Here is a 20,891-nt window from a genome sequence, read left to right as displayed (position 1 = left end):
CGGCATGCTCAAACCGCGCCGGTCGTCGCGAAGCGAGGGGGCTGCCATGCATATCGTCGTTCTGCCGGGAGACGGCATCGGACCGGAAATCACGGCGGCGACATCGGAGGTGCTGAGTACCGTGTCCGAGCGATTCCAGCTTGGGCTGGTGCTTGAGGAGCATGCGGTGGGACATGCGAGCCTGGCGCAGTTCGGCACCACCGTGCGGCCGGAGCTGCTTGATCTCGCCAAGGCCGCCGACGGCCTGATCCTCGGACCGACCGCGACCTTCGACTTCAAGGACGAGGCGCGCGGCGAGATCAATCCGTCGCGCTATTTTCGCAAGACCCTCGATCTGTTCGCCAATATCAGACCCGCGCGCACCTATCCCGGACGCATCAACCGCGTCGGCGAATTCGATCTCGTGGTCGTGCGCGAGAACACCGAGGGCTTCTATGCCGACCGCAACATGGAGGAGGGCAATGGCGAGCTGCGCGTGACGCAGGACGTGGTGATCTCGCTGCGGCGGATCACGCGGCAGTGCTGCGAGCGCATCGCCGAGGTCGCATGCGGGCTCGCGATGAAGCGACGCAAGCGCCTGACCATCGTGCACAAGGCCAATGTGCTGCGGATGGGCGACGGCATGTTCCTCGACATCTGCAAGGCGACGGCAGCGCGCTATCCCGAGCTTGCGGTCGACGAGGTGCTGGTCGATGCCGTGATGGCGCATGTGGTGCGCGACCCCGGCCGGTTCGATGTGCTGGTCGCCACCAACATGTTCGGCGACATCCTCTCCGACCTCACGGCCGAGCTGTCGGGCAGCCTCGGGCTCGGCGGCGCGCTCAACATGGGCACCCGCTACGCGATGGCCCAGGCCGCGCACGGCTCGGCGCCCGATATCGCCGGACAGGGCATCGCCAATCCGGTGTCGCTGATCCTGTCGGCGGCGCTGCTGTTGGACTGGCATGGCGTGCGCAGCGGGCAGCCGCGCTTCGTCTCGGCAGCAGTTGCGATCGAGACCGCCGTCGCCGCGGCCATCGGGCAGGGCCAAGCGACGCGCGATGTCGGCGGCGCGCTCGGGACCGCCGAGGCCGCGGCTGCCATCGCCGCGCGACTGCAAACCTGAGCACACAAGCCTGAGGACTATACGCCCGGCCGGGCCAGGCGCTCGATGGTCTGGTTGTGGCGGGTCAGCAGCTCGCAGGCGTGGCCGATCTGGCGAGCGCGCAGGGCCTGCAGGATCAGCCGGTGATCCTGGTTGGTGCGCGGGCGCCAGCCGGCGTTGCGCGCCATCGCCAGCACAAGCCGCGAATTGGCCAGTCGCAAGCCGTCGAGGCTCGCCAGCAGCCGCGGCATTGCGCAAGGCGTGACCAGCGCGCGGTGAAAGGCGCGGTTCGCGGTCTCGAACTCCTGGATGGTCTCGGCATTGTCAGCCTCGATCAGCGCGAGCTCGATCGCGGCGAGATGTGTCGGCGTGTAGCGCGGCGCGGCGTTGCGCAGCGCGATCACTTCGAGCGCGACGCGCATCTCGACGATCTCCGTGGTCGACTTCGCATCGAGCGGCGCCACTCGCACGCCGCGCCGCGGCGCTGCGACCACGAGATAGAGCGCCTCGAGCTGCCGGAAGGCCTCGCGCACCGGCACGTGGCTCGAGCCGAACTCGCGCGCGATGTGGTCCTGTCGCAGCGGAGCGTCCGGCGGCAGCGCGCCGCTGACGATGCGGTTGCTGATCGCCTCGGCGATGCGATGGGCTGTGGTGAAGTTTTCCTCAGGCATGTCCATAGATTATCTATCGAAAAAATCCGTGCGGCAAAAGCTCTCGTCATCTACGGTGCTTCAATACAGGATTATCATAGATAATTAATATGATAATCTATGATTTGTGGAGCGTATGTGCATGGCCGATGTGAGCAGCGGGTTGCCGGGTCGAATGGGGGGCGGCGCCGTCCGCCATGATTGGACCAGGGACGAGGCCGAGGCGCTCTATAACCTGCCGTTTCCCGACCTGATGTTCCTCGCCCAGTCGGTGCACCGCCGGCATTTCGATCCGACGCGGCTGGAGACGGCGAGCCTGCTCAGCATCAAGACCGGCGGCTGTCCGGAGGATTGCGGCTACTGCTCGCAGAGCGCGCATTACGACACCGGCCTCAAGGCGACCAAGCTGATGGACCAGGACGCGGTCATCGCCACCGCGCGGCGCGCGAAGGCAGCGGGGGCCGAGCGGTTCTGCATGGCCGCCGCCTGGCGCAGTCCCAGGGATCGCGATCTCGATCAGGTCTGCGACATGGTGAGCGCGGTGAAGGATCTGGGACTGGAAACCTGCGTCACGCTGGGCATGCTGACGCCGCCGCAGGCGCAGCGGCTCAAGCAGGCCGGGCTCGACTTCTACAACCACAATGTCGACACCTCGCCCGAGTTCTACGACCAGATCATCACGACGCGGACGTTGCAGGATCGCATCGACACCCTTGCGCATGTGCGCGAGGCCGGCATCAAGGTGTGCTGCGGCGGCATCATCGGCATGGGCGAAGCGGTCGACGACCGGCTCGGCATGCTGGTGCTGCTGGCCAATCTCGATGCCCATCCCGACAGCGTGCCGATCAACATGTGGAACGAGGTCAAGGGGGTGCCGGTCAACGACACGGCTGATCGGCCCGATCCGATCGCGCTGGTGCGGTTGATCGCGGTGGCGCGCATCCTGATGCCCCGTAGCGTGGTGCGGCTGTCCGCGGGGCGTCAATATATGAGCGACGAGCTCCAGAGCCTGTGCCTGCTCGCCGGCGCCAACTCGATCTTCATCGGTGACGTGCTGCTGACCACGGCCAATCCGCAAGCCGATCGCGACGCCGATCTGCTCGCGCGGCTCGGCATGACGTCGTCCCTGTCAGGGCGTTCGGGCGCAGCAAGCGAGATGGCGGAATCGTCTCTGGTCTGACCCGCTAGTAGTTGTTTGTCATGCCCGGACTTTCACGCCTTTGATTCTCGGAGGCTCGACGTGGATGGCCGGGTCGCCGCCGCGCCGAAGCGGTTTCGGTCGCGCGGGCGGGACAAGCCCGGCCATGACGGCGTGAAGAGCGGCGGCTCGAACCTGGATACTCACAGTCATCGCTTCGGGCGGTGTCGGCTGAACCAAACAGAGCGGATGTGTGCCCATGTCTTCTTGTGACAGGTCTTCTGGCAGGTTGGAAACCTATACGCAGGCGATGCAAAGCCTCGCGACCGATGGCCGGCTGCGGCGGCTGGTCCCGCGATCCGGTCTCGATTTTTCCTCCAACGACTATCTTGGTCTGGCGCAGGCGCCGCGCATCAAGCGCGCAGTGGCGACGGCGATGGAGGCGGGGACGCCGGTGGGGGCGGGCGGCTCGCGCCTACTGCGCGGCAATTGCGAGGAGCACGAGCGGCTCGAAGCCGAGGCGGCGCGCTTCTTCGGCGCCGAGGGCGCGCTGTTCTTCGGCTCCGGCTATGTCGCGAATTACGCCGTGCTGACGACGTTGCCGCAGCGCGACGATCTCGTCGTGCTCGACAAACTGGTTCATGCCAGCACCCATGAGGGCGCCCGTGCCGGTCGCGCCGAGATGTGCCAGTTCAATCACAACGATCCGCAATCCGCTCATGACGCCATCCTGGCGTGGCGCAGGGATGGCGGCGTCGGCCGGCCCTGGATCGTGGTGGAAAGCCTCTACAGCATGGATGGTGATCTTGCGCCGCTCGACGATCTCGTCGCGCTCGCCGAGCGCCATGACGGCTTCGTGCTGATCGACGAGGCGCATGCGACCGGCGTGCAAGGCGAGCACGGCCGCGGCCTTGCCGCGCGCTACGAGAGACGCGAGAGCGTCGTGATCGTCCATACCTGCGGCAAGGCGCTGGGGGCAGCCGGCGCGCTGGTCACCGCCAGCCGCGTGCTGCTGGACACGCTGATCAACCGCTGCCGCCCCTTCATCTTCGCCACAGCGCCGTCGCCGCTGATGGCGGTGGCGGTGCTGGAGGCGCTCGCGATCCTGAAGGATGAGCCCGAACGGCAGCAGAAGCTGGCGCAGTTCGTGGCCTTCACCCATCGCGAGATTGTCGCGCGCTTCGGCGAGACGTGGTCGTCGTCGCAGATCGTGCCCTATATCGTCGGCGACAATGCGGCTGCGATGGAGCTGGCACTGGCGCTGCAACTGCGTGGCTTCGACGTCCGCGGTGTTCGCCCGCCGACGGTGCCGGCCGGCACGGCGCGTCTGCGGCTGTCGCTCACGTTGAATGTCGATGAGGCGGCGATCACGGCGCTGCTCGATGCGCTCGTCGATGAAATCGGAGCGAAGCGGTCATGGCGCAGTGCATCGTAGTCACCGGCACCGATACCGGCATCGGCAAGACCGTGTTCGCCGCCGGCCTGACCGCGCTGCTCGGCGCCTGCTATTGGAAGCCGGTGCAGGCAGGGCTCACGGAGGAGACGGATGCCTGCCGCGTCCAGCGGCTCGCCGAGCTCTCCGACGATCGCGTGATTCCCGAAGCCTATCGGCTGGCGGAGCCGGCCTCGCCGCATCGCGCGGCACGCCTCGCAGGCATCAGCATCGATCCGGTCGGCCTGCATCCTCCGGAGGCCGGCGGCCGGCCGGTCGTCATCGAGGGCGCCGGCGGCGTCATGGTGCCGCTCGATTCCGATACGCTGTTTCTCGACGTCTTCGCGCGCTGGCAGTGCCCGGTCGTGCTGTGCGCGCGCACCAGCCTCGGCACCATCAACCACTCGCTGCTATCGCTTGCGGCGCTGCGCAGCCGCGGCATCGACATCATCGGCATCGCTTTCATCGGTGAAGCCAACGCGGACAACGAGGACACGATCTGCCGTCTTGGCGCAGTGGGCCGTCTCGGCCGGCTGCCGTGGCTCTCGCCGCTCGATGCCCCATCACTTCAGCACGCCTTCGCTGCTCAATTCCGGCGGACGGATTTCGCGCGATGAGACACCGATCGACCTCGCCGGTCTGGCACCCCTTCACCCAGCATGCGCTGCAGCCGGCGATGACGCCCATCATCCGCGGCGAGGGCGCCTATCTTCATGCCGCGGACGGACGGCGGATCATCGACGCCATCGCATCCTGGTGGGTGGTCACCCACGGCCATTGCCATCCGCACATCGTGCGCGCCATCCAGGAGCAGGCCGAGCGCTTGGACCAGGTCATCTTCGCCGGCCATACCCATGAGCCGGCCGAGCAGGTGGCCGCTGGACTGCTGGCGCTCACTCCGCCAGGCCTGGATCACGTGTTCTTCTCCGACAGCGGCGCGACCAGCGTCGAGGTCGCGTTGAAGATGGCGCTCGGCTATTTCAGGAATATCGGCGAGCCGCGCACGCGGATCGTGGTAATGGAGCATTCCTATCACGGTGATACGATCGGGGCGATGTCGGTCGGCGCGCGCGGCGTGTTCAATGCCTCCTATGAGCCGCTGCTGTTCGATGTCGCGGTCGTCCCGTTTCCGGCTGCCGGCCGCGAGCAGGCGACGCTGGATGCGCTGGCGGCGACTTGCGAGAAAGACCAGCCGGCAGCCTTCATCGTCGAGCCGCTGGTGCTCGGGGCCGGCGGCATGCTGATGTATCCGGCCGCGGTGTTGCGCGAGATGCACCGGATCTGCCAGGCCTTCGGCGTGCTCTTCATAGCCGATGAGGTGATGACGGGCTGGGGGCGCACCGGAACGCCCTTCGCCTGCGAGCAGGCGGACATCGCGCCCGATATCGCCTGCTATGCGAAGGGGCTGACCGGTGGCGCGCTGCCGCTGGCGGTCACGCTCTGCGGTGCCGCCATCTTCGCGGCGCATGTGTCGACCGACCGGGCGCGCACGTTCTTTCATTCCAGCTCCTACACCGCCAATCCGATCGCCTGCGCGGCGGCGCGGGCCAATCTCGAACTGTGGCGAATGCCGGAAATGCGCGCGCGGATCGCCTCGGTCGCCGCCTTGCAGGAGCGCTGCCTCGCCCGTTTGCGCTACGACGAGCGATTCTCCGATCTGCGCCGCTGCGGCACCATCACGGCGCTCGACCTCCACGCCGACGAGCCCGGATACCTCGCGGACGTCGGTCCGAAGCTGCAAGCCTTCTTCCGCGACAGCGATGTGCTGTTGCGTCCGCTCGGGCACACCATCTACGTCATGCCGCCCTACTGCGTCACCGCTGGCGACCTCGAAGCGGTCTACGCCACCATCGACGAGGCCGTCGATCACGTGCTCTGAGCGCGCTCTGCCGCCGGAGATTTGCGCTCGACGATCCCCCGCATTAGCATCGCGCCACACAAGCGTCGTTGCGGGAGGGGAAGCCATGAATGCGCCGGTCGGCGGTGATAGCTCCAAGGAGCTGAAGGAGGCCAGTGCGGCCGTGTGCGCGGCGCAGCAGGCCATGCTGGAGGCCTTGCCATTCGGCGACACCGCCGATTTCGACGACGCGGCCCGCGGCTTTCTCGGCACCATCGACCAGGCCAAGGTCACGACGGCGCAGGGGCGCACCGTCTGGAGCGTGGCGCCCTACGGCTTCCTCGAGGCGGAGGAGGCGCCGCCAACCGTAAATCCGAGCCTGTGGCGGCAGGCGAAGCTGAACATGCAGCACGGCCTGTTCGAGGTCGTCCCCGGCGTCTATCAGGTGCGCGGACTCGACATCGCCAACATGACGCTGATCGAAGGCGACACCGGCGTGATCGTCGTGGATACGCTGACCTCGATCGAGGGTGCCCGCGCAGCGCTGGATCTCTACTACCAGCACCGCGGTGTCAGGCCGGTCACGGCCGTGATGTTCACGCATACCCACACCGATCATTGGGGTGGCGCGCGCGGCGTGGTCGACGAGGACGCCGTCACCAGCGGCCGCGTGCCGCTGATCGCCCCGAACCTGTTCATCGAGCACGCGGTGTCCGAGAACATCATTGCCGGTCCTGCGATGTTGCGCCGGGCGCAATATCAGTTCGGGCCGCTGCTCGTGAAAGGCCCCAAGGGCCATGTCGATTGCGGGCTCGGCAAGTCGATGGCGGCGGGCTCGGTCGCACTGCTCCGTCCGACCGACCTGATCATGGCGACGGGGGATACCCGGACGATCGACGGCGTCAGCTTCGAATTCCAGATGGCGCCCAACAGCGAGGCGCCGGCGGAGATGCATTTCTTCGTGCCGCGCTACAAGCTGTTGAACCTCGCCGAGAACTGCACGCACAACTTCCACAATCTGCTGCCGTTTCGCGGCGCCGACGTCCGCGATGCGCTGGCGTGGTCCAAATATCTCGGCGAGGCGCTGCAGCTATGGGGCGGCAAGGCGGAGGTGATGTGCGGCCAGCATCATTGGCCGGTGTGGGGTGTGAGCCGTGTCGACGCGATGATCCGCGAGCAGCGCGATCTCTACAAGTTCGCCCATGACCAGACCCTGCGGCTGATGAATCACGGGCTGACGGCCAGCGAGATCGCCGAGCAGATCACTCTGCCGAAAAGCCTCGAAGGCGCCTGGCATGCGCGCGGCTATTACGGCCACATCCGGCATAACGTGAAGGCGATCTACCAGAAATATCTCGGCTGGTACGACGCCAATCCGGTCAACCTCGATCCGCTGCCGCCGGTCGAAGCCGGGCGCAAATACGTCGCGTATATGGGAGGCGCCGAGACATTGCTGGCGCGGGCGCGCGAGGACTTCACCAAGGGGGAATTTCGCTTCGTCGCTCAGGCGGTCGGTCATCTCGTCTTTGCCGAGCCCGACAATGCCGAGGCCCGCGCGCTGCTGGCCGACACGCTGGAGCAGCTCGGCTATGCCGCCGAGAGCGCGACCTGGCGCAATGCCTATCTGTTCGGCGCGCAGGAGCTGCGCCACGGCATGCCCGAGGTCCCGCCGCGCCCCGGCATGCCACGCGAGACTTTGGCCGCGTTGCGCACGGAGCAGATATGGGACGTGCTCGGCGTCAGGCTGAATGGGCCGAAGGCGGAGGGCAGGCACATCGTGCTGAACTGGACGTTCACCGACACCGGCGAGCGCTTCGTGCTCACCCTGCAGAACTGCGCGCTGACCTATGCGGTGGGCGTGCAGGCCTCCACGGCCGACGCGGGCTTCACGCTGGCGCGCGCGACGCTCGACGAGATCATCGCCAAGGCGACGACGTTTCCGGAAGCGGTCGCGGCCGGAAAGATCAGCTTCGTCGGCAACCCGATGCGGCTTGCCGAACTGATGTCACTGATGGACGAATTCCCGCGCATGTTCGAGATCGTCGAACCGAAGCGCGCAAGGGTGACGTGAGACGAGGGTGACGTGAGATGAGTTGGAGGTCGCGCTTCGAATTGCCCGACCTCCGCTGTGCTATTCGGCGCTGCTGACCAGCCTGATGCGCGGCTCGGCTTTTTCGATCAGGCGGCGATAGGCGGCGAGATAGTCCAGCGCCATGCGCCGGGCGGTGAAGCGGCGCTCGAACTGCTGGCGGACGCGGGCACGGCTGAGATCGTGCAGGCGGTTGACGGCCGCGACGGCGCCGAGCTCATCCTCGACGATGAAGCCGGTGATGCCGTCGTCGATCACTTCGGGGACCGAGCCACGGTTGTAGGCGATCACGGGCGTGCCGCAGGCCATCGACTCGATCATGACGAGGCCGAACGGCTCCGGCCAATCGATCGGCAGCAGCAGGCCGAGCGCGCCGGACAGGAACTCCGGCTTCTCATGATCGCCGATCTCGCCGATGAACTCGACGAGCGCATTGCCGGTGATCAAGGGACGAATCACCTGATCGTAATAGTCCTGATCGGCATGATCGACCTTGGCCGCGATCTTCAACGGAATGCCACATCGGATCGCGATCTTGATGGCGCTATGGACGCCCTTCTCGGGTGCGATCCGTCCCAGCACGGCGAGATAGCTCGGCGTCACCGGCCTCGGCGTCAGCAGCTTCGCGGGAAGGCCGTGCAGAATGGTGCTGATCCAGTTCGCATTTGGAACCGGCCGGCGTTGCGCATCCGAAATCGAGACGACGGGAACATCCTTGAATGTCGAGAAGACCGGCTGATGCTCCGGAAGATCGAGCCTGCCATGCAGCGTGGTCAGAAAGGGGGTCGGCTGCCGATGGAACAGCGAGAACGGATAGTAATCGAGGTGGAAGTGGAGGACGTCGAACGCTTCATCGTCACATTGTTGCCGAACGTTCTCTAGCATCACCATGTGCAGGGCATTGGGATCGCGGACCGAGCCATCGAGTCGCAACGCCTTCGGCCATGTCGGGCACAGTCTGGCCGTTGTCTGGGAATCGCCGCTCGCAAACAGCGTGACATCATGGCCGAGGGCGACGAGCTCTTCGGTCAACCAATGGACCACTCGCTCGGTACCGCCGTAGAGCTTGGGAGGCACCGCCTCCGTCAACGGAGCAACCTGCGCAATGCGCATTTCATCGTCTCCTATATGTGATCATGGAAAGGGTTCCTCCGCGATCCGGCGATAGCCAGACGGGAACGTTCTCGCATTTGCGAAGTTCCTTGATCCAATGCACTTTCTTCCATCGACGTCGTTCGCGGCGTCGTTCTGCGCGACGTCTCATTGATGCCATCTGGTGCTTCCAACCCTGCGAGTGCTGTGAATGTCGACATGCGCTGACGCCGCGACGGCGATGCTGCGGGACCACGAGACGACACGTCGCTTCTGATCGGTTCCGATCGAGCGCCGCCACTTCAGCAGCAAAAACGCGAAATCTCTCTCACGGACGGCCCATGGATCAGCTTTCAGGTTACGCACACCGGCCCTTTCCCTTCGTGATGCGCTATCTGCGCGAACGGCCGGCGTCCCATCTCATCATTCTGATGTCTGTCATCGGTGCCGTTGCCTGTTCGGTGGGCACGCAATACGGCGTGAAAGCGCTTGTCGACAGTCTCTCGGCAGGGCCTTCGCGTGGCGGAAATGTATGGGCCGCATTCGTGCTGCTGATGGCGCTGATTGCGACCGACAACATCCTCTGGCGCGTCGCCAGCTGGATCGCGAGCTCTACCTTCGTCCGCGTCACCGGAGATCTCCGGCGCGACATCTTCCGTCATCTCACCGGTCATTCGCCGAGCTACTTTGGCGACCGCCTGCCGGGCATGCTCTCGAGCCGCATCACGGCAACCTCGAACGCCGTGTTCAACGTCGAGAACATGTTCGTCTGGAATGTACTGCCGCCATGCCTCGCGACGGTGGCGGCGATCTGCCTGATCGGAACCGTCAGCGGCCCGATGGCCATCGCGCTGCTCTTGATTGCAGCGATGATGGTGTTGGCGATGTTCCGGCTGGCTGCGGCCGGCAAGCCGCTGCACGACGATTTCGCCGACAAGGCCGCGATGGTCGACGGCGAGATGGTCGACGTCATCTCGAACATGCCGCTGGTCCGTGCCTTCTGCGGGCTGCGCCACGAGCATGATCGCTTCGATGCGACGGTGAACAAGGAACTCGACGCCCGCGGGCGCAGTCTGCGCTACCTCGAGAAGCTGCGCATTCTGCACGCATCGGTGACGATCGTGCTGACCGTGGCGCTGATGGCGTGGGCCATCTCGCTGTGGCAGAGGGGCGGAGCAACCACCGGCGACGTCGTGCTGGTGTGTACGCTCGGCCTGTGCATTCTCAACGCGACCCGCGATCTGGCCGTCGCTCTGGTCGACGTCACCCAGCATGTCGCGCGGATGAGCGAGGCCATCGCCACGTTGCTGCAGCCGCATGAGCTGCGTGATCACCCCGAGGCCGAGCCGCTGGTCAAGAGTGGCGCCGCGATCGCCTTCGACAACATCACCTTCCACTATCCCGGCGGACACAAGCTGTTCGAGGGCTTCACGCTCCGCCTGCAGCCAGGCCAGCGCGTCGGCCTCGTCGGCCAGTCCGGCGGCGGCAAGTCCAGCCTGTTCACGCTGCTGCAGCGATTCTATGATCCGCAGGCAGGCTCCATCGCCATCGACGGCCAGGATATCGCCAAAGTCACCCAGCAGAGCCTGCGCGAGGCCATTGCGGTGGTACCGCAGGACATCTCGTTGTTTCATCGTTCGATTCTGGAGAACATCCGTTACGGCCGCCCGAGTGCAACCGACGACGAGGTGCTGCGCGCTGCGATCGCCGCGCGCTGCGATTTCGTCGAGCGGCTGCCCGAGGGATTGCAGACGATGGTCGGAGATCGCGGCGTCAAGCTGTCGGGCGGCCAGCGCCAGCGCATCGCGATCGCGCGCGCCTTCCTCAAGGATGCGCCGATCCTGCTGCTGGACGAGGCCACGGCTGCGCTCGACAGCGAGTCCGAGGAGGCGATCCGCGAGGCATTGAGTCGTCTGATGCGCGGGCGTACGGTCATCGCGATCGCGCATCGGCTCACGACGTTGCGTAACTTCGACCGGATCGTGGTGCTGAGATCGGGCCGGATCATCGAGGACGGCGCGCCGGACAGGCTGATGCAGGGCGAGGGCCCGTATCGGGAGCTCGTCACCCAGGAGCTGAACCGGCTCGCCAAGTTCGCCGCCTGATCGGCGTGTCGCGTCGCGTTCCCGGTCGCGCCCGCGCCGGCTCCTACTTCGCACGAGGTCAACATGCCAGCCGAACTCGCAAGCACACTGACATCCATCGCTCGGACCGATGAGCCGGCCGAGCAGCCGTTCTACATTCCGATGACCGGGCCCGCGGCGCGGCCGCGGCGTTCGCTCAAGCACGACGACACCTTCATCGTGCTCGACGGCCATGGCGACATCGGCGCCTCCGCAGGAGGTCCGGATGGTCTGTTCAACGCCGACACCCGCTATCTGGCGCGGCTCGAGCTGACGCTCGACGACGTCCAGCCGCTGCTGTTGGGATCGAGCCTGCGCGACGACAATTCGAGCCTGACGGTCGATCTGACCAATCCCGACATCTACGAGCAGGGCCGGCTGGTGCTGCCGAAGGACGTGCTGCACGTCGTGCGCACGATCTTTCTCTGGCGCGGCACCGCCTACCAGCGCATCGGCGTTCAGAACCACGGCGACAGGCGCGCCAGCTTCGATCTCAGGCTCGCTTTCGACAACGACTTTGCCGACCTCTTCGAGGTTCGCGGCAGCGTGCGTGCGCGGCGCGGCACCGGCTCCAGCCGTCTCGCCGGGCCGTCCGACGTCGTGCTCGACTATCGCGGGCTGGACGGTGTGACGCGCACGACAGCGCTGCATTTCGATCCTCATCCGACCCGCCTCGCGGTCGACGTCGCGACCTATCATTTCGATCTCGACCCGCAGCAATCGACCTCGCTGTTCGTGGCGGTGACGTGCAACGCCAAGGCCGGCGAGCGGCCGGGACGTTTCTTCCGCAGCCTGCTCGCGCATCGCCGCGAGATGCGCCGTTGCACGCAGGGCGCAACCAGCATCGAGACCTCGAACGACATCCTCAACGAGGTGCTGTGCCAGGCGGCGGCCGATCTCAACATCCTGATGACGGATACGCCGGAGGGGCGTTATCCCTATGCCGGCATTCCCTGGTACTCGACGACGTTCGGCCGCGACGGGCTGATCACGGCGATGCAGATGCTGTGGGTCGATCCGCGCATCGCCCGCGGCGTGCTGCGCCGGCTCGCCTTTTACCAGGCGCGGCAGACCGATCCGCTGGCGGATGCCGAGCCCGGCAAGATCCTGCACGAGATGCGCGGCGGCGAAATGGCGGCGCTGCGCGAGGTGCCGTTCGCCTGCTATTACGGTAGCGTCGATTCGACGCCGCTGTTCGTGCTGCTCGCCGGGCTGTACATCGAGCGCACGGGCGACATGGAAACCCTGCAGGAGCTGTGGCCGGCGATCGAGCAGGCGCTGAATTGGATCGACGGACCCGGCGATCCCGATCGCGACGGCTTCGTCGAATATCAGCGGGCGTCGGAGCAGGGCCTTTCCAACCAGGGCTGGAAGGATTCCTACGACGCCGTCTTCCATGCCGACGGCCGCCTCGCCGAAGGCCATATCGCGCTCGCCGAGGTGCAGGGCTACGTCTTCGCCGGCAAGCAGCTGGCGGCACGTTGCGCGCGCCGGCTCGGCAAGGCCGAGCGGGCGGACCGGCTCGAAACCGAGGCGGCGCTGCTCGCGACACGCTTCGAGGACGCCTTCTGGTGCGAGGATCTCAACACCTACGCGCTCGCGCTCGACGGCAACAAGCAGCCGTGCCGCGTGCGCACGTCCAACGCCGGCCAGCTGCTGTTCAGCGGCATGGTGCGCGAGGACCGCGCCCGCAAGGTCGCGGCCGATCTGCTGCGGCCGCATTTCTTCTCGGGCTGGGGCATCCGCACCGTCGCCCGTGGCGAGGCCCGCTACAATCCGATGTCCTATCACGACGGCTCGATCTGGCCGCACGACAATGCGCTGATCGCGCTCGGCCTGTCGCGCTATGGCTTCAAGCATGCGGTCGAGCAGGTATTCAGGGGCCTGTTCGAGGCGGCGGCCTACATGGATCTGCGCCGCCTGCCGGAGCTGTTCTGCGGCTTCCGGCGCGAGACGCATCGCGGGCCGACGCTCTATCCAGTGGCGTGCGCGCCGCAGGCCTGGGCCAGCGCGACGCCTTTCACGCTGCTCGAAGCCGCCCTCGGGCTCGAGTTCGACGCCGCACGCGGCGAGATCCGTTTGCGCAATCCGCGGCTGCCGGCCTTTCTGGATTGGGTGGTGCTGCGCGATCTGAGGCTCGGCAGCTCGACGATCGACCTGCGCGTTCGCCGCCACGGCGAGGATATCTCGATGGAGGTGCTGCGACGGCGCGGTCGGATCCAGGTCTCGCTGGTGCTGGCGCAATGACGGCAGCGAAACAGGATAGGCGCAGCCGCACTGTTCGCTGGCTGGCAGCGCTGGCGTTGCTGCAGGGGCTGCATGCGTCAGGCGGTTATGCGCAGCAGGCCGCCGCCCCGGCACCTCTCGCCAAGGACGCGGCGGCGCCCGCGAAGGAGCCGGCACCGCCGCCTTCCGTCACCATTCTCGGTGCGCGCGATGCGCATGGCGTGCTGGGGCGCGACGTGCGCAGCTCGACCGGCGAGGACATGGGCCACATCGTCGACGTCATCGTCGATCTCACCGGCACGGTGCGCGCGGCGGTGATCGATTTCGGCGGCTTCCTCGGCGTCGGCAGCCGCAAGATCGTGGTCGATTGGACCGCGCTCGATTTCAAGCACATCGCCGAGAAGAGCGACCAGGTCACGCTCGACCTCACCAAGGAGCAGGTGAAGGCCGCGCCCGAATACAAGGAGGACAAGCCTGTCGTCGTGCTCGGCGCCGCCGGCAAGCTGTCGCCCTGGATTTTCGATCATTGAGTTGATGCGTGAGACCGCCGATCCGGCACGCCCGCGTGCGCCGGCAATGGTGGATCTCGATGTTTCCGCGACCGTCATGAATTGAGACCGTGAGAGCGATGCCGATTGCACGGCCGTCCATACCGCCCGACCGCGAGCCCGAGCCGGATGGCAGGGACGCCGTCGCGCGCGCGGATGTCGCGCACGACTTCGGCCATTCTGGAAAGCCCGCGCCGTCGCGGCAGAGCCTGCGCGGGCTCGACTGGTTCATCTTCTTCCTGGCCGACGTGCAGACCGGATTCGGCCCGTTCATCGCGGTGTATCTGACGACTCAGAAATGGACCCAGGCCCAGATCGGCCTGGTGCTGTCGATCGGCGGCATTGTCGGACTGATCGGGCAGATGCCAGGCGGCGCGATCATCGATGCAGCCAGATCAGAGCGGCGCGTCGCCGGGCTTGCCATTGCGACCATCGGCTGCTGTGCGCTCGCTTATGCGGCGTGGCCGATCTTTCCCGTGATCGCGAGTGCCGCGACGTTTCATGCGGCGGCGAGCTGCGTTCTTGGCCCGGCGATCGCGGCGATCAGCCTCGGCCTGGTCGGACCGCGTGGCATGGCGGAGCGGCTCGGCCGTAATGCGCGCTTTGCCTCACTCGGAAATGGCGTGGCCGCGGCGGTGATGGGGACCTGCGGCTATCTGCTGTCCAGCCGCGCCGTGTTCCTGGTCACCTTCATTCTCGCCTTTCCGACGCTGATCGCGTTGTCGCGAATCCGCGAGCGCGAAATCGACATTGCGCGCGCGCATGGCGTGGCCCACCAGGAGGACAGGGAGGTGGCGCGGCTGTCCAGCCTGCTCGGCCTGCTGCGCCAGCGCGCGCTGCTCGTGTTTGCGCTCGGCGTATTCCTGCTGCAGCTCGCCAATGCGGCGATGCTGCCGCTGATGGCGGGGGTGGTGACGACGAAATCGAGCGAATGGGCGCCGATGCTGATCGCGTTCTGCATCGTCGTGCCGCAGGCGATCGTGGCGCTGACCTCGCCCTCGGTCGGCGCGCTGGCGCAACAATGGGGCAGGCGGCCGCTGTTGATGCTGGGCTTTGCGGCGCTCGCGATTCGCGGCGCCTTGTTTGCCGTCGTGCACGACCCCTATGTTCTGGTGGCCGTGCAGATCTTCGACGGCGTCACCGCCGCGGTGTTCGCCGTGATGATTCCGCTGACGGTGGCCGACGTGGCCTTCGGCAGCGGTCACTTCAATCTGGCGCAGGGAATCGTCGGCACCGCGACCGGCATTGGCGCGTCGCTGTCGACCGTGGCGGCCGGCTTCGTCAGCGACCGGTTCGGCAGCGCCACCGCCTTCCTGGGATTGTCAGGCGTGGCGCTCGCGGGTCTGGTTCTGATCGGGCTGCTGATGCCTGAGACACGGCAGCGCGCAGGGAGCGTGTGAGTGCCAAGGACGCCTCAGGCGTCCATGCTGCGCAGGCGCTGACGGTTGCGGAGCACGATCTGGCGGGCGCCGGAGAAGCCGAGAACACCCTGGCTGTGCAACTGCGACAGTGCGCGAGATACGGTCTCGAGGGTCAGGCCGAGATAGTCGCCGATGTCGCGGCGGCACATCGGCAGCGCCATCATGCCGGCGACGGCGAGGCGGCGGTCCATCTCGAGCAGGAAGGTCGCAACGCGCTCCATCGCGGTCTTGCGGCCCAGCAGCAGCATGTGATCCTCGGCGTGGCGGAGGTCGCCGGCCGTCATGGTCCAGAGCTTGCGGGCGACGGTGACGTCGACGCCGGCGGCCTGTTCCAGGCTCCGGCGCTTCACCAGGCGCACGGTGGTGTCGATGATGGCTTCGGCGGCGAGACGGTGCACGGAGCCGAATTCGAGGCCGAACACGTCACCGGGAAGATGGAAGGCGCCGATCTGGCGACGGCCGTCGGAGAGCAGCTTGTAGCTGCGAACGGCGCCAGAGATCACCTGGTAGACGTACTCGGCCGGCTCATCCTCGCCATAGATCTCCTCGTCCTTCTTGTAGGAGAACTCGCTGGCGATCAGCCCGGCGTGGCCGGTGATCTCGGCGAAAGGGTTGGCTGCAGGAGAGGGGATGGCGTGGGGGGCGTTGGTGCTGACGACCGAATTGGTAAGCGGCTGATTGAGCATGACCATCTCCTTGCGGCGGATGGCGATGTGGTACACGGCGGCTCCCGTTAAGGACATTTGGGCCGTTATCTTAAGGGGGGTCCCTTACGTAGATGTACGTAGGTCGGGCTGTCAGGACGCGCGCTGTGCGGTAGCCGAATGCTCGTTTGCGATCGCCTTGCGGATCCGCTTCACCAGATTGTCGTCGAGCAGCGGCTTGAGCAGGAAGTCCTGAATGCCGACGGCAGCGGCGCGCGCCGCCAGCCGGTCGTCATAGTGACCCGTGATCAGCACGACTGGAGCGGTTGCGCCCTGCTTACGCAACCTTTCGGCGAGTTCGACCCCGTTGAGTTCGGGCATCTTGTAATCGAGCACGAAGCAGTCGGGCGACGCATGGTCCGACGCGTTGAGCAGGGCTGTGCCGCTGCGAAAGGTCCGGACGTCGAAGCCGTCGGCCTCCAGCAGGAAACGCAGCGAGCCGAGGACATCGGCATCGTCATCGGCTACGTAGACCTTGGGTTTTGTTGGAGCCGACATGGCACGTGCCGCGAAAAATGTCATGTTGAACCGAAGCACAACATAACACCCAAAACTGTCAAGTCAGCTTGATCTAGCTCAATCCTTCAGGGCGCCCGCGCGCATCGCGAGCCGCACCAGTTCAGAGAGGCTGTTGGCGCCCATCTTGGTCATCACATTGGCGCGGTAGACCTCGATGGTTCGCGGGCTGATGTCGTATTCGCGCGCGATCAGCTTGTTGGAGAGGCCGGCCATCAGTCCATCCATCACCTGCCGCTCCCGCGGGCTCAGGCTGGCGATGCGCACGAGAATGTCCTGCGTGACGGATTCGTTTTTCGCAGCTGGTTCGGCCTGACGAATCGCCGTTTCGATCATGGCGATGAGCCGCTCGTCCTCGAACGGCTTCTCCAGGAAGTCGACGGCGCCGAGCTTCATCGCTTCGACCGCAAGCGGCACGTCGCCATGGCCTGTCATCACCAGGATCGGAAAGCTGCTGCCGGTCGCCTTCATGCGCTTGAGCAGCTCGATGCCGTCGATGCCCGGCATCCGCACGTCCGAAAGGACGCAGCCGAAGCCGAGCGAGGGCAGGCGATCCAGGAAAGCCTGCGCGTGCTCGAACAGCGTAACCTCGAAGCCCGAGGAATCGAGCAGGAAGTTCAGCGAGTCCCGCATCGCCTCGTCGTCGTCGATCACATAGACCTTCGCCCGTTCAGCCATCATGCTCAACCTTGCTTGGGGCGGCGGGCAGGGTGAAGCGGAATGTCGCGCCGCCTGCCTCGTTGTTCTCGGCCCACATGCGCCCACCATGGGCCTCGATGATGGAACGGCTGATCGAAAGGCCGACTCCCATTCCGGTGTCCTTGGTCGTGAAGAACGTCTTGAAGAGGTTGGGCATGACGTCGTCGGGGAATCCCGTTCCGGTATCGGACACTGCGACCTCGATCAAGTCGTCGCTGATCCTGCGATTGCTGGCAGCGAGCTCGCGCCGTGCGGAATGAGACATCGCCTCGAGCGCATTGCGAAACAGATTGACCAGCACCTGCTGGATCTGCACCCGGTCGGCCAGCACCAGGTCGGCCTCCGGATTGAGCTGGAAGCGCAGCTGCACATTCTGCTCGCGCGCGCCGGCAAGGCCGAGCGCGCCGGCTTCCTCGATCAGCTTGGACAAGCTCTCGACCCGCTTTTCCGATTCGCCGCGCGACACGAAGTCGCGCAGGCGGCGGATGATCTGGCCGGCGCGAATCGCCTGCTCGGCGGCGCGGTCCATCGCGCTCTCGATCTTTGCGGTGTTGGGATCGCTGCTGCCGGTCAGCAGGCGGCGCGAGCCCTTCATGTAGTTGCTGATCGCCGCGAGCGGCTGGTTGAGCTCGTGCGCCAGCGCCGAGGCCATCTCGCCCATCGCGCTGAGCCGTGACACGTGCACCAGCTCGGACTGCAATTCCCGCAGCCGCGCCTGGGTCTGCTGATGCTCGGTGAGATCATGGGCGAAGCCGGTGAAATAGGGCTTGCCGCCGGACTGCATCTCGCCGATCGACAGATGCATCGGGAAGGTCGCGCCGTCGCGGCGGCGGCCGGTCACGATACGGCCGATGCCGATGATGTGGCGCTCGCGGCTGGCATGATAGCGGAGGAGGTAGCTGGCATGACGCGAGCGGTCCGGCTCCGGCATCAGTTCGCTGACGTCGAGACCGACGGCCTCTTTCTCGGTGTAGCCGAACATGCGCTCTGCGGCAGCGCTGAAGAACTGGATCGTGCCGGTGCCGTCGATCACGATCATGGCGTCGGGCACGGTGTCCAGGATCGACCGGAGATGCTGCTCGCGCATCCGCAGCGCCTCTTCCAGCCGCTTCTCCTGGTCGATGTCGAGGGCGATGCCGCGCAGGTGGCGCGGCTCGCCGGCCTCGTCGGGAACGACTCCGGCGAGCACGCGAATCCAGTGGCCGCCATGCGGCACCTTGAACGCCATGTCGAACCCGGTGCCCTGATGGCGGGAATGCTCGATCGCCGCTTCGACCGGGGTACGGTCCTCCGGCGCGAGCAGCGCCAGGAACGAGCCGTAGGTGACCGGCTGGTCGGCGGGGACGCCGAACAGCTTGCGCGTGGTCACCGACCAGTAGAAATCGCCGCTGGCCAGGTCGAGATCCCAGGCACCGAAGCCCAGCGCCCTGGCGTCGTCTGGCCGGACGGATGCGTCGGGAAAGGGTTGGGTAACGCCGCGCACTTCGAGCCTTCGATTGATTCGCAGTTGTTGACGAGATGAGTGGTTTCGGCAGTCGCCGTCGCCCCGGCCACAGGGTGAGCCGGCCGTGACGTTATTCTATATCAGATTGCGCCGTCACGATCGCCGGCTGACTTGAATTTTGGCTCGACAATTCAAGGCTTTCTCCAATCTTCAGCCCGGTTCCGACCGCTTCTCGCCGCCGGCGTTCCGCGGCCGCACATTGATCTATCTCATCACGGTGGGTGATTTCACCTCTAAGAGCTGCATGGAAGCAATGTTTGGAGAGGCGGATGACGTTCGCGACTGTCATGGTGAGCCTTGCGCTCGACCAGCCGAATGACGCCCGTCTCCAGGTCGCGGGCGATCTTGCGGCGCGATTCGACGCCGGCATGATCGGCGTGGCGGCTGCGGAATTCGCGCCGCCGCTGTATTTTACGACCGGGGAGCAGGCCCAGGATCTGATCGAGCAGAGCGAGGCCGCGCTGCAGACCAGGCTGGCGGAGCTCGAACGGCAGTTTCGCTCGGTGGTGGGGGGGCGCGCCGCTTCGTTGAACTGGCGCAGCGCGCTGGATTTCCCGGTGCGCCACGTGCTGGCCCAGGTCCGCGCCGCCGACATCGTGGTGACCGGAAGCATGCCGCCCGGCCTGTCCGATTCCTTCACGGTCGCAAGCCCCAAGGATCTCGTCATGCAGACCGGCCGGCCACTCCTCGTGGTGCCGGACAATGCGACCGGGCTCGATCTGTCGACCGTACTCGTGGCCTGGAAGGAGACGCCCGAGGCGCGCCGCGCGGTCGCCGACGCCCTGCCGCTGCTCGCCAAGGCGGCCAAAGTGGTCGTGGTCGAGATCCCGGAAGACACCTCGGACTACGGTGCCTGCGAGGCGCGCATCGCCGACGTCGTCGCATGGCTCGGCCGTCACAAGATCGTCGCATCGGCCAAGGTCGAGCAACCGGGGCAGGGGCGCAACGTCGCGGCCAGGCTCGATGCGGTTGCCGCGGATCTTTCCGCGGGCCTGGTCGTTGCCGGCGCCTATGGTCATTCGCGATTCCGCGAGCTCGTGCTCGGCGGCGTCACCGAGCATCTGGTGACGCGCACTGCGCGTTGCGTGCTGCTGTCGCACTGAAACTCCAACCGCTTCATCCGAGAACAGGATTGCCGCCTTGTACAGATTTCTCGAGGAAACCGCCGGCAGCACCATGACGCGGAACGTCACGACGGTGACCCGCGAAACGACGATTCGCGAGCTCGGCGAGATGTTCGACCGCGACGATTACAACACCTATCCCGTCGTCGAGAACGACGAGGTGATCGGTATCGTCACCAAGTTCGACGTGCTGAAGTGCTTCGCCTTCACGCCCAACCAGATGCTGCCGCGCTACAGCGACCTGATGAACCGGACGGTTGCCGACGTGATGACGTCCGAATTCATCTATGTCCGGCCGGACACGAAGTTGACGCGCGTGCTGCAGCTGATGGTCGAGCACCGCATCCGCAGCCTCCCCGTGACCGACGGTGACAACAGCCTGGTCGGGATCGTTGCCCGCGAGGACATCGTTCGGGCGCTCGCCGCCGCCGCCAAGGACTGACGGCCGCTCGATCCGGAACTGATTCCGGCGGAACTGATACGGAAGTCTAAGACCAATTGGTCCCGCCCGCATTCTCCTGCGCGCGGGACTATTCGTTTGCGAGTGTTCGAAGCCGCTCCGGTGTGCGCCTCCGCATGGCAACAGTCAGGCTGTTTACAGGCGAACCGGTCGCAAAGTTGATTTCGATCAATTCCACGTGTGAACGATTGTGGTTGCTGGGCTCGTGTTCTTTCAGCGAGATTCCGCATGAGCGCGTCCTCAA

18 protein-coding genes are annotated in these 20,891 nt (G+C 65.9%); 12 read left to right on the top strand and 6 right to left on the bottom strand.

What is annotated here, in order from left to right:
• The first annotated feature begins 46 nt into the window (after positions 1 to 46).
• Positions 47 to 1,105: an isocitrate/isopropylmalate dehydrogenase family protein gene (locus S58_RS25410; protein WP_015668253.1), complete on the top strand. Its 1,059-nt coding sequence runs from the start codon at positions 47 to 49 to the stop codon at positions 1,103 to 1,105.
• A gap of 17 nt (positions 1,106 to 1,122) precedes the next feature.
• Here the strand turns inward: S58_RS25410 and S58_RS25405 are convergent, their stop codons facing one another.
• Positions 1,123 to 1,755, bottom strand: a complete 633-nt coding sequence (locus S58_RS25405) for a GntR family transcriptional regulator (protein WP_144058388.1) — start codon at positions 1,753 to 1,755, stop codon at positions 1,123 to 1,125.
• A gap of 121 nt (positions 1,756 to 1,876) precedes the next feature.
• On the opposite strand from S58_RS25405, the gene bioB reads away from it, so the two are divergent.
• The 5 genes from bioB to S58_RS25380 all read left to right on the top strand — a co-directional run bounded on the left by bioB (position 1,877) and on the right by S58_RS25380 (position 8,212).
• Positions 1,877 to 2,914 carry a biotin synthase BioB gene (bioB, locus tag S58_RS25400; RefSeq protein WP_042340210.1) on the top strand — a complete coding sequence of 346 codons (1,038 nt, stop codon included), beginning with the start codon at positions 1,877 to 1,879 and terminating at the stop codon, positions 2,912 to 2,914.
• A gap of 268 nt (positions 2,915 to 3,182) precedes the next feature.
• Positions 3,183 to 4,307, top strand: a complete 1,125-nt coding sequence (locus tag S58_RS25395; protein WP_244440636.1) for an 8-amino-7-oxononanoate synthase — start codon at positions 3,183 to 3,185, stop codon at positions 4,305 to 4,307.
• On the top strand, positions 4,289 to 4,921 hold the full coding sequence (gene bioD, locus S58_RS25390) for a dethiobiotin synthase (protein WP_015668249.1): 633 nt from the start codon (positions 4,289 to 4,291) through the stop codon (positions 4,919 to 4,921). The genes S58_RS25395 and bioD overlap by 19 nt, the downstream gene beginning before the upstream one ends.
• On the top strand, positions 4,918 to 6,183 hold the full coding sequence (locus tag S58_RS25385) for an adenosylmethionine--8-amino-7-oxononanoate transaminase (RefSeq protein ID WP_015668248.1): 1,266 nt from the start codon (positions 4,918 to 4,920) through the stop codon (positions 6,181 to 6,183). The genes bioD and S58_RS25385 overlap by 4 nt, the downstream gene beginning before the upstream one ends.
• Before the next feature lie 163 nt (positions 6,184 to 6,346).
• Complete coding sequence (locus S58_RS25380; RefSeq protein WP_042340925.1) at positions 6,347 to 8,212, top strand: alkyl/aryl-sulfatase; 1,866 nt, start codon at positions 6,347 to 6,349, stop codon at positions 8,210 to 8,212.
• Between the two features lie 60 nt (positions 8,213 to 8,272).
• On the opposite strand, the gene S58_RS25375 is transcribed toward S58_RS25380, so the two are convergent.
• Positions 8,273 to 9,343, bottom strand: coding sequence for a glycosyltransferase family 4 protein (locus tag S58_RS25375; RefSeq protein WP_015668246.1), 1,071 nt, complete (start codon positions 9,341 to 9,343; stop codon positions 8,273 to 8,275).
• A 320-nt stretch (positions 9,344 to 9,663) separates the two neighbouring features.
• On the opposite strand from S58_RS25375, the gene S58_RS25370 reads away from it, so the two are divergent.
• The 4 genes from S58_RS25370 to S58_RS25355 all read left to right on the top strand — a co-directional run bounded on the left by S58_RS25370 (position 9,664) and on the right by S58_RS25355 (position 15,619).
• Positions 9,664 to 11,427 carry an ABC transporter ATP-binding protein gene (locus S58_RS25370; protein WP_015668245.1) on the top strand — a complete coding sequence of 588 codons (1,764 nt, stop codon included), beginning with the start codon at positions 9,664 to 9,666 and terminating at the stop codon, positions 11,425 to 11,427.
• Positions 11,428 to 11,490: 63 nt separating this feature from the next.
• Positions 11,491 to 13,692 (top strand): amylo-alpha-1,6-glucosidase, encoded by a 2,202-nt coding sequence (locus S58_RS25365; RefSeq protein WP_015668244.1) that lies wholly within the window; start codon positions 11,491 to 11,493, stop codon positions 13,690 to 13,692.
• The gene (locus S58_RS25360; RefSeq protein WP_015668243.1) at positions 13,689 to 14,201 is read left to right on the top strand and encodes a PRC-barrel domain-containing protein; all 513 of its coding nucleotides are present in this window, start codon (positions 13,689 to 13,691) and stop codon (positions 14,199 to 14,201) included. Before S58_RS25365 ends, S58_RS25360 begins: the two co-directional genes overlap by 4 nt.
• Positions 14,202 to 14,299: 98 nt before the next feature.
• Positions 14,300 to 15,619, top strand: a complete 1,320-nt coding sequence (locus S58_RS25355) for an MFS transporter (RefSeq protein WP_015668242.1) — start codon at positions 14,300 to 14,302, stop codon at positions 15,617 to 15,619.
• A 14-nt stretch (positions 15,620 to 15,633) separates the two neighbouring features.
• Here S58_RS25355 and S58_RS25350 read toward each other — a convergent pair whose 3' ends face one another.
• The 4 genes from S58_RS25350 to fixL form a co-directional block, all read right to left on the bottom strand.
• Positions 15,634 to 16,326 carry a helix-turn-helix domain-containing protein gene (locus S58_RS25350; RefSeq protein ID WP_144058543.1) on the bottom strand — a complete coding sequence of 231 codons (693 nt, stop codon included), beginning with the start codon at positions 16,324 to 16,326 and terminating at the stop codon, positions 15,634 to 15,636.
• 111 nt (positions 16,327 to 16,437) lie between these two features.
• A complete protein-coding gene (locus S58_RS25345; protein WP_042340208.1) occupies positions 16,438 to 16,842 on the bottom strand; it encodes a response regulator in 405 nt (134 codons plus the stop codon).
• A gap of 78 nt (positions 16,843 to 16,920) precedes the next feature.
• Positions 16,921 to 17,538, bottom strand: coding sequence for a response regulator FixJ (fixJ, locus tag S58_RS25340; protein ID WP_042340922.1), 618 nt, complete (start codon positions 17,536 to 17,538; stop codon positions 16,921 to 16,923).
• Complete coding sequence (fixL, locus tag S58_RS25335; RefSeq protein ID WP_015668238.1) at positions 17,531 to 19,042, bottom strand: sensor protein FixL; 1,512 nt, start codon at positions 19,040 to 19,042, stop codon at positions 17,531 to 17,533. Before fixL ends, fixJ begins: the two co-directional genes overlap by 8 nt.
• A 290-nt stretch (positions 19,043 to 19,332) precedes the next feature.
• Here fixL and S58_RS25330 point away from each other — a divergent pair, with 290 nt between their 5' ends.
• Together S58_RS25330 and S58_RS25325 are read left to right on the top strand one after the other, a co-directional pair.
• Positions 19,333 to 20,166, top strand: a complete 834-nt coding sequence (locus S58_RS25330) for a universal stress protein (RefSeq protein ID WP_015668237.1) — start codon at positions 19,333 to 19,335, stop codon at positions 20,164 to 20,166.
• A gap of 37 nt (positions 20,167 to 20,203) precedes the next feature.
• Complete coding sequence (locus tag S58_RS25325) at positions 20,204 to 20,629, top strand: CBS domain-containing protein (protein WP_015668236.1); 426 nt, start codon at positions 20,204 to 20,206, stop codon at positions 20,627 to 20,629.
• Positions 20,630 to 20,891 lie beyond the last annotated feature (262 nt).

Source organism: Bradyrhizobium oligotrophicum S58, assembly GCF_000344805.1.
Lineage (GTDB): Bacteria > Pseudomonadota > Alphaproteobacteria > Rhizobiales > Xanthobacteraceae > Bradyrhizobium > Bradyrhizobium oligotrophicum.
The sequence above is the reverse complement of the archived record's forward strand: the minus strand, read 5'-3'. Positions and strand labels throughout refer to the sequence as shown.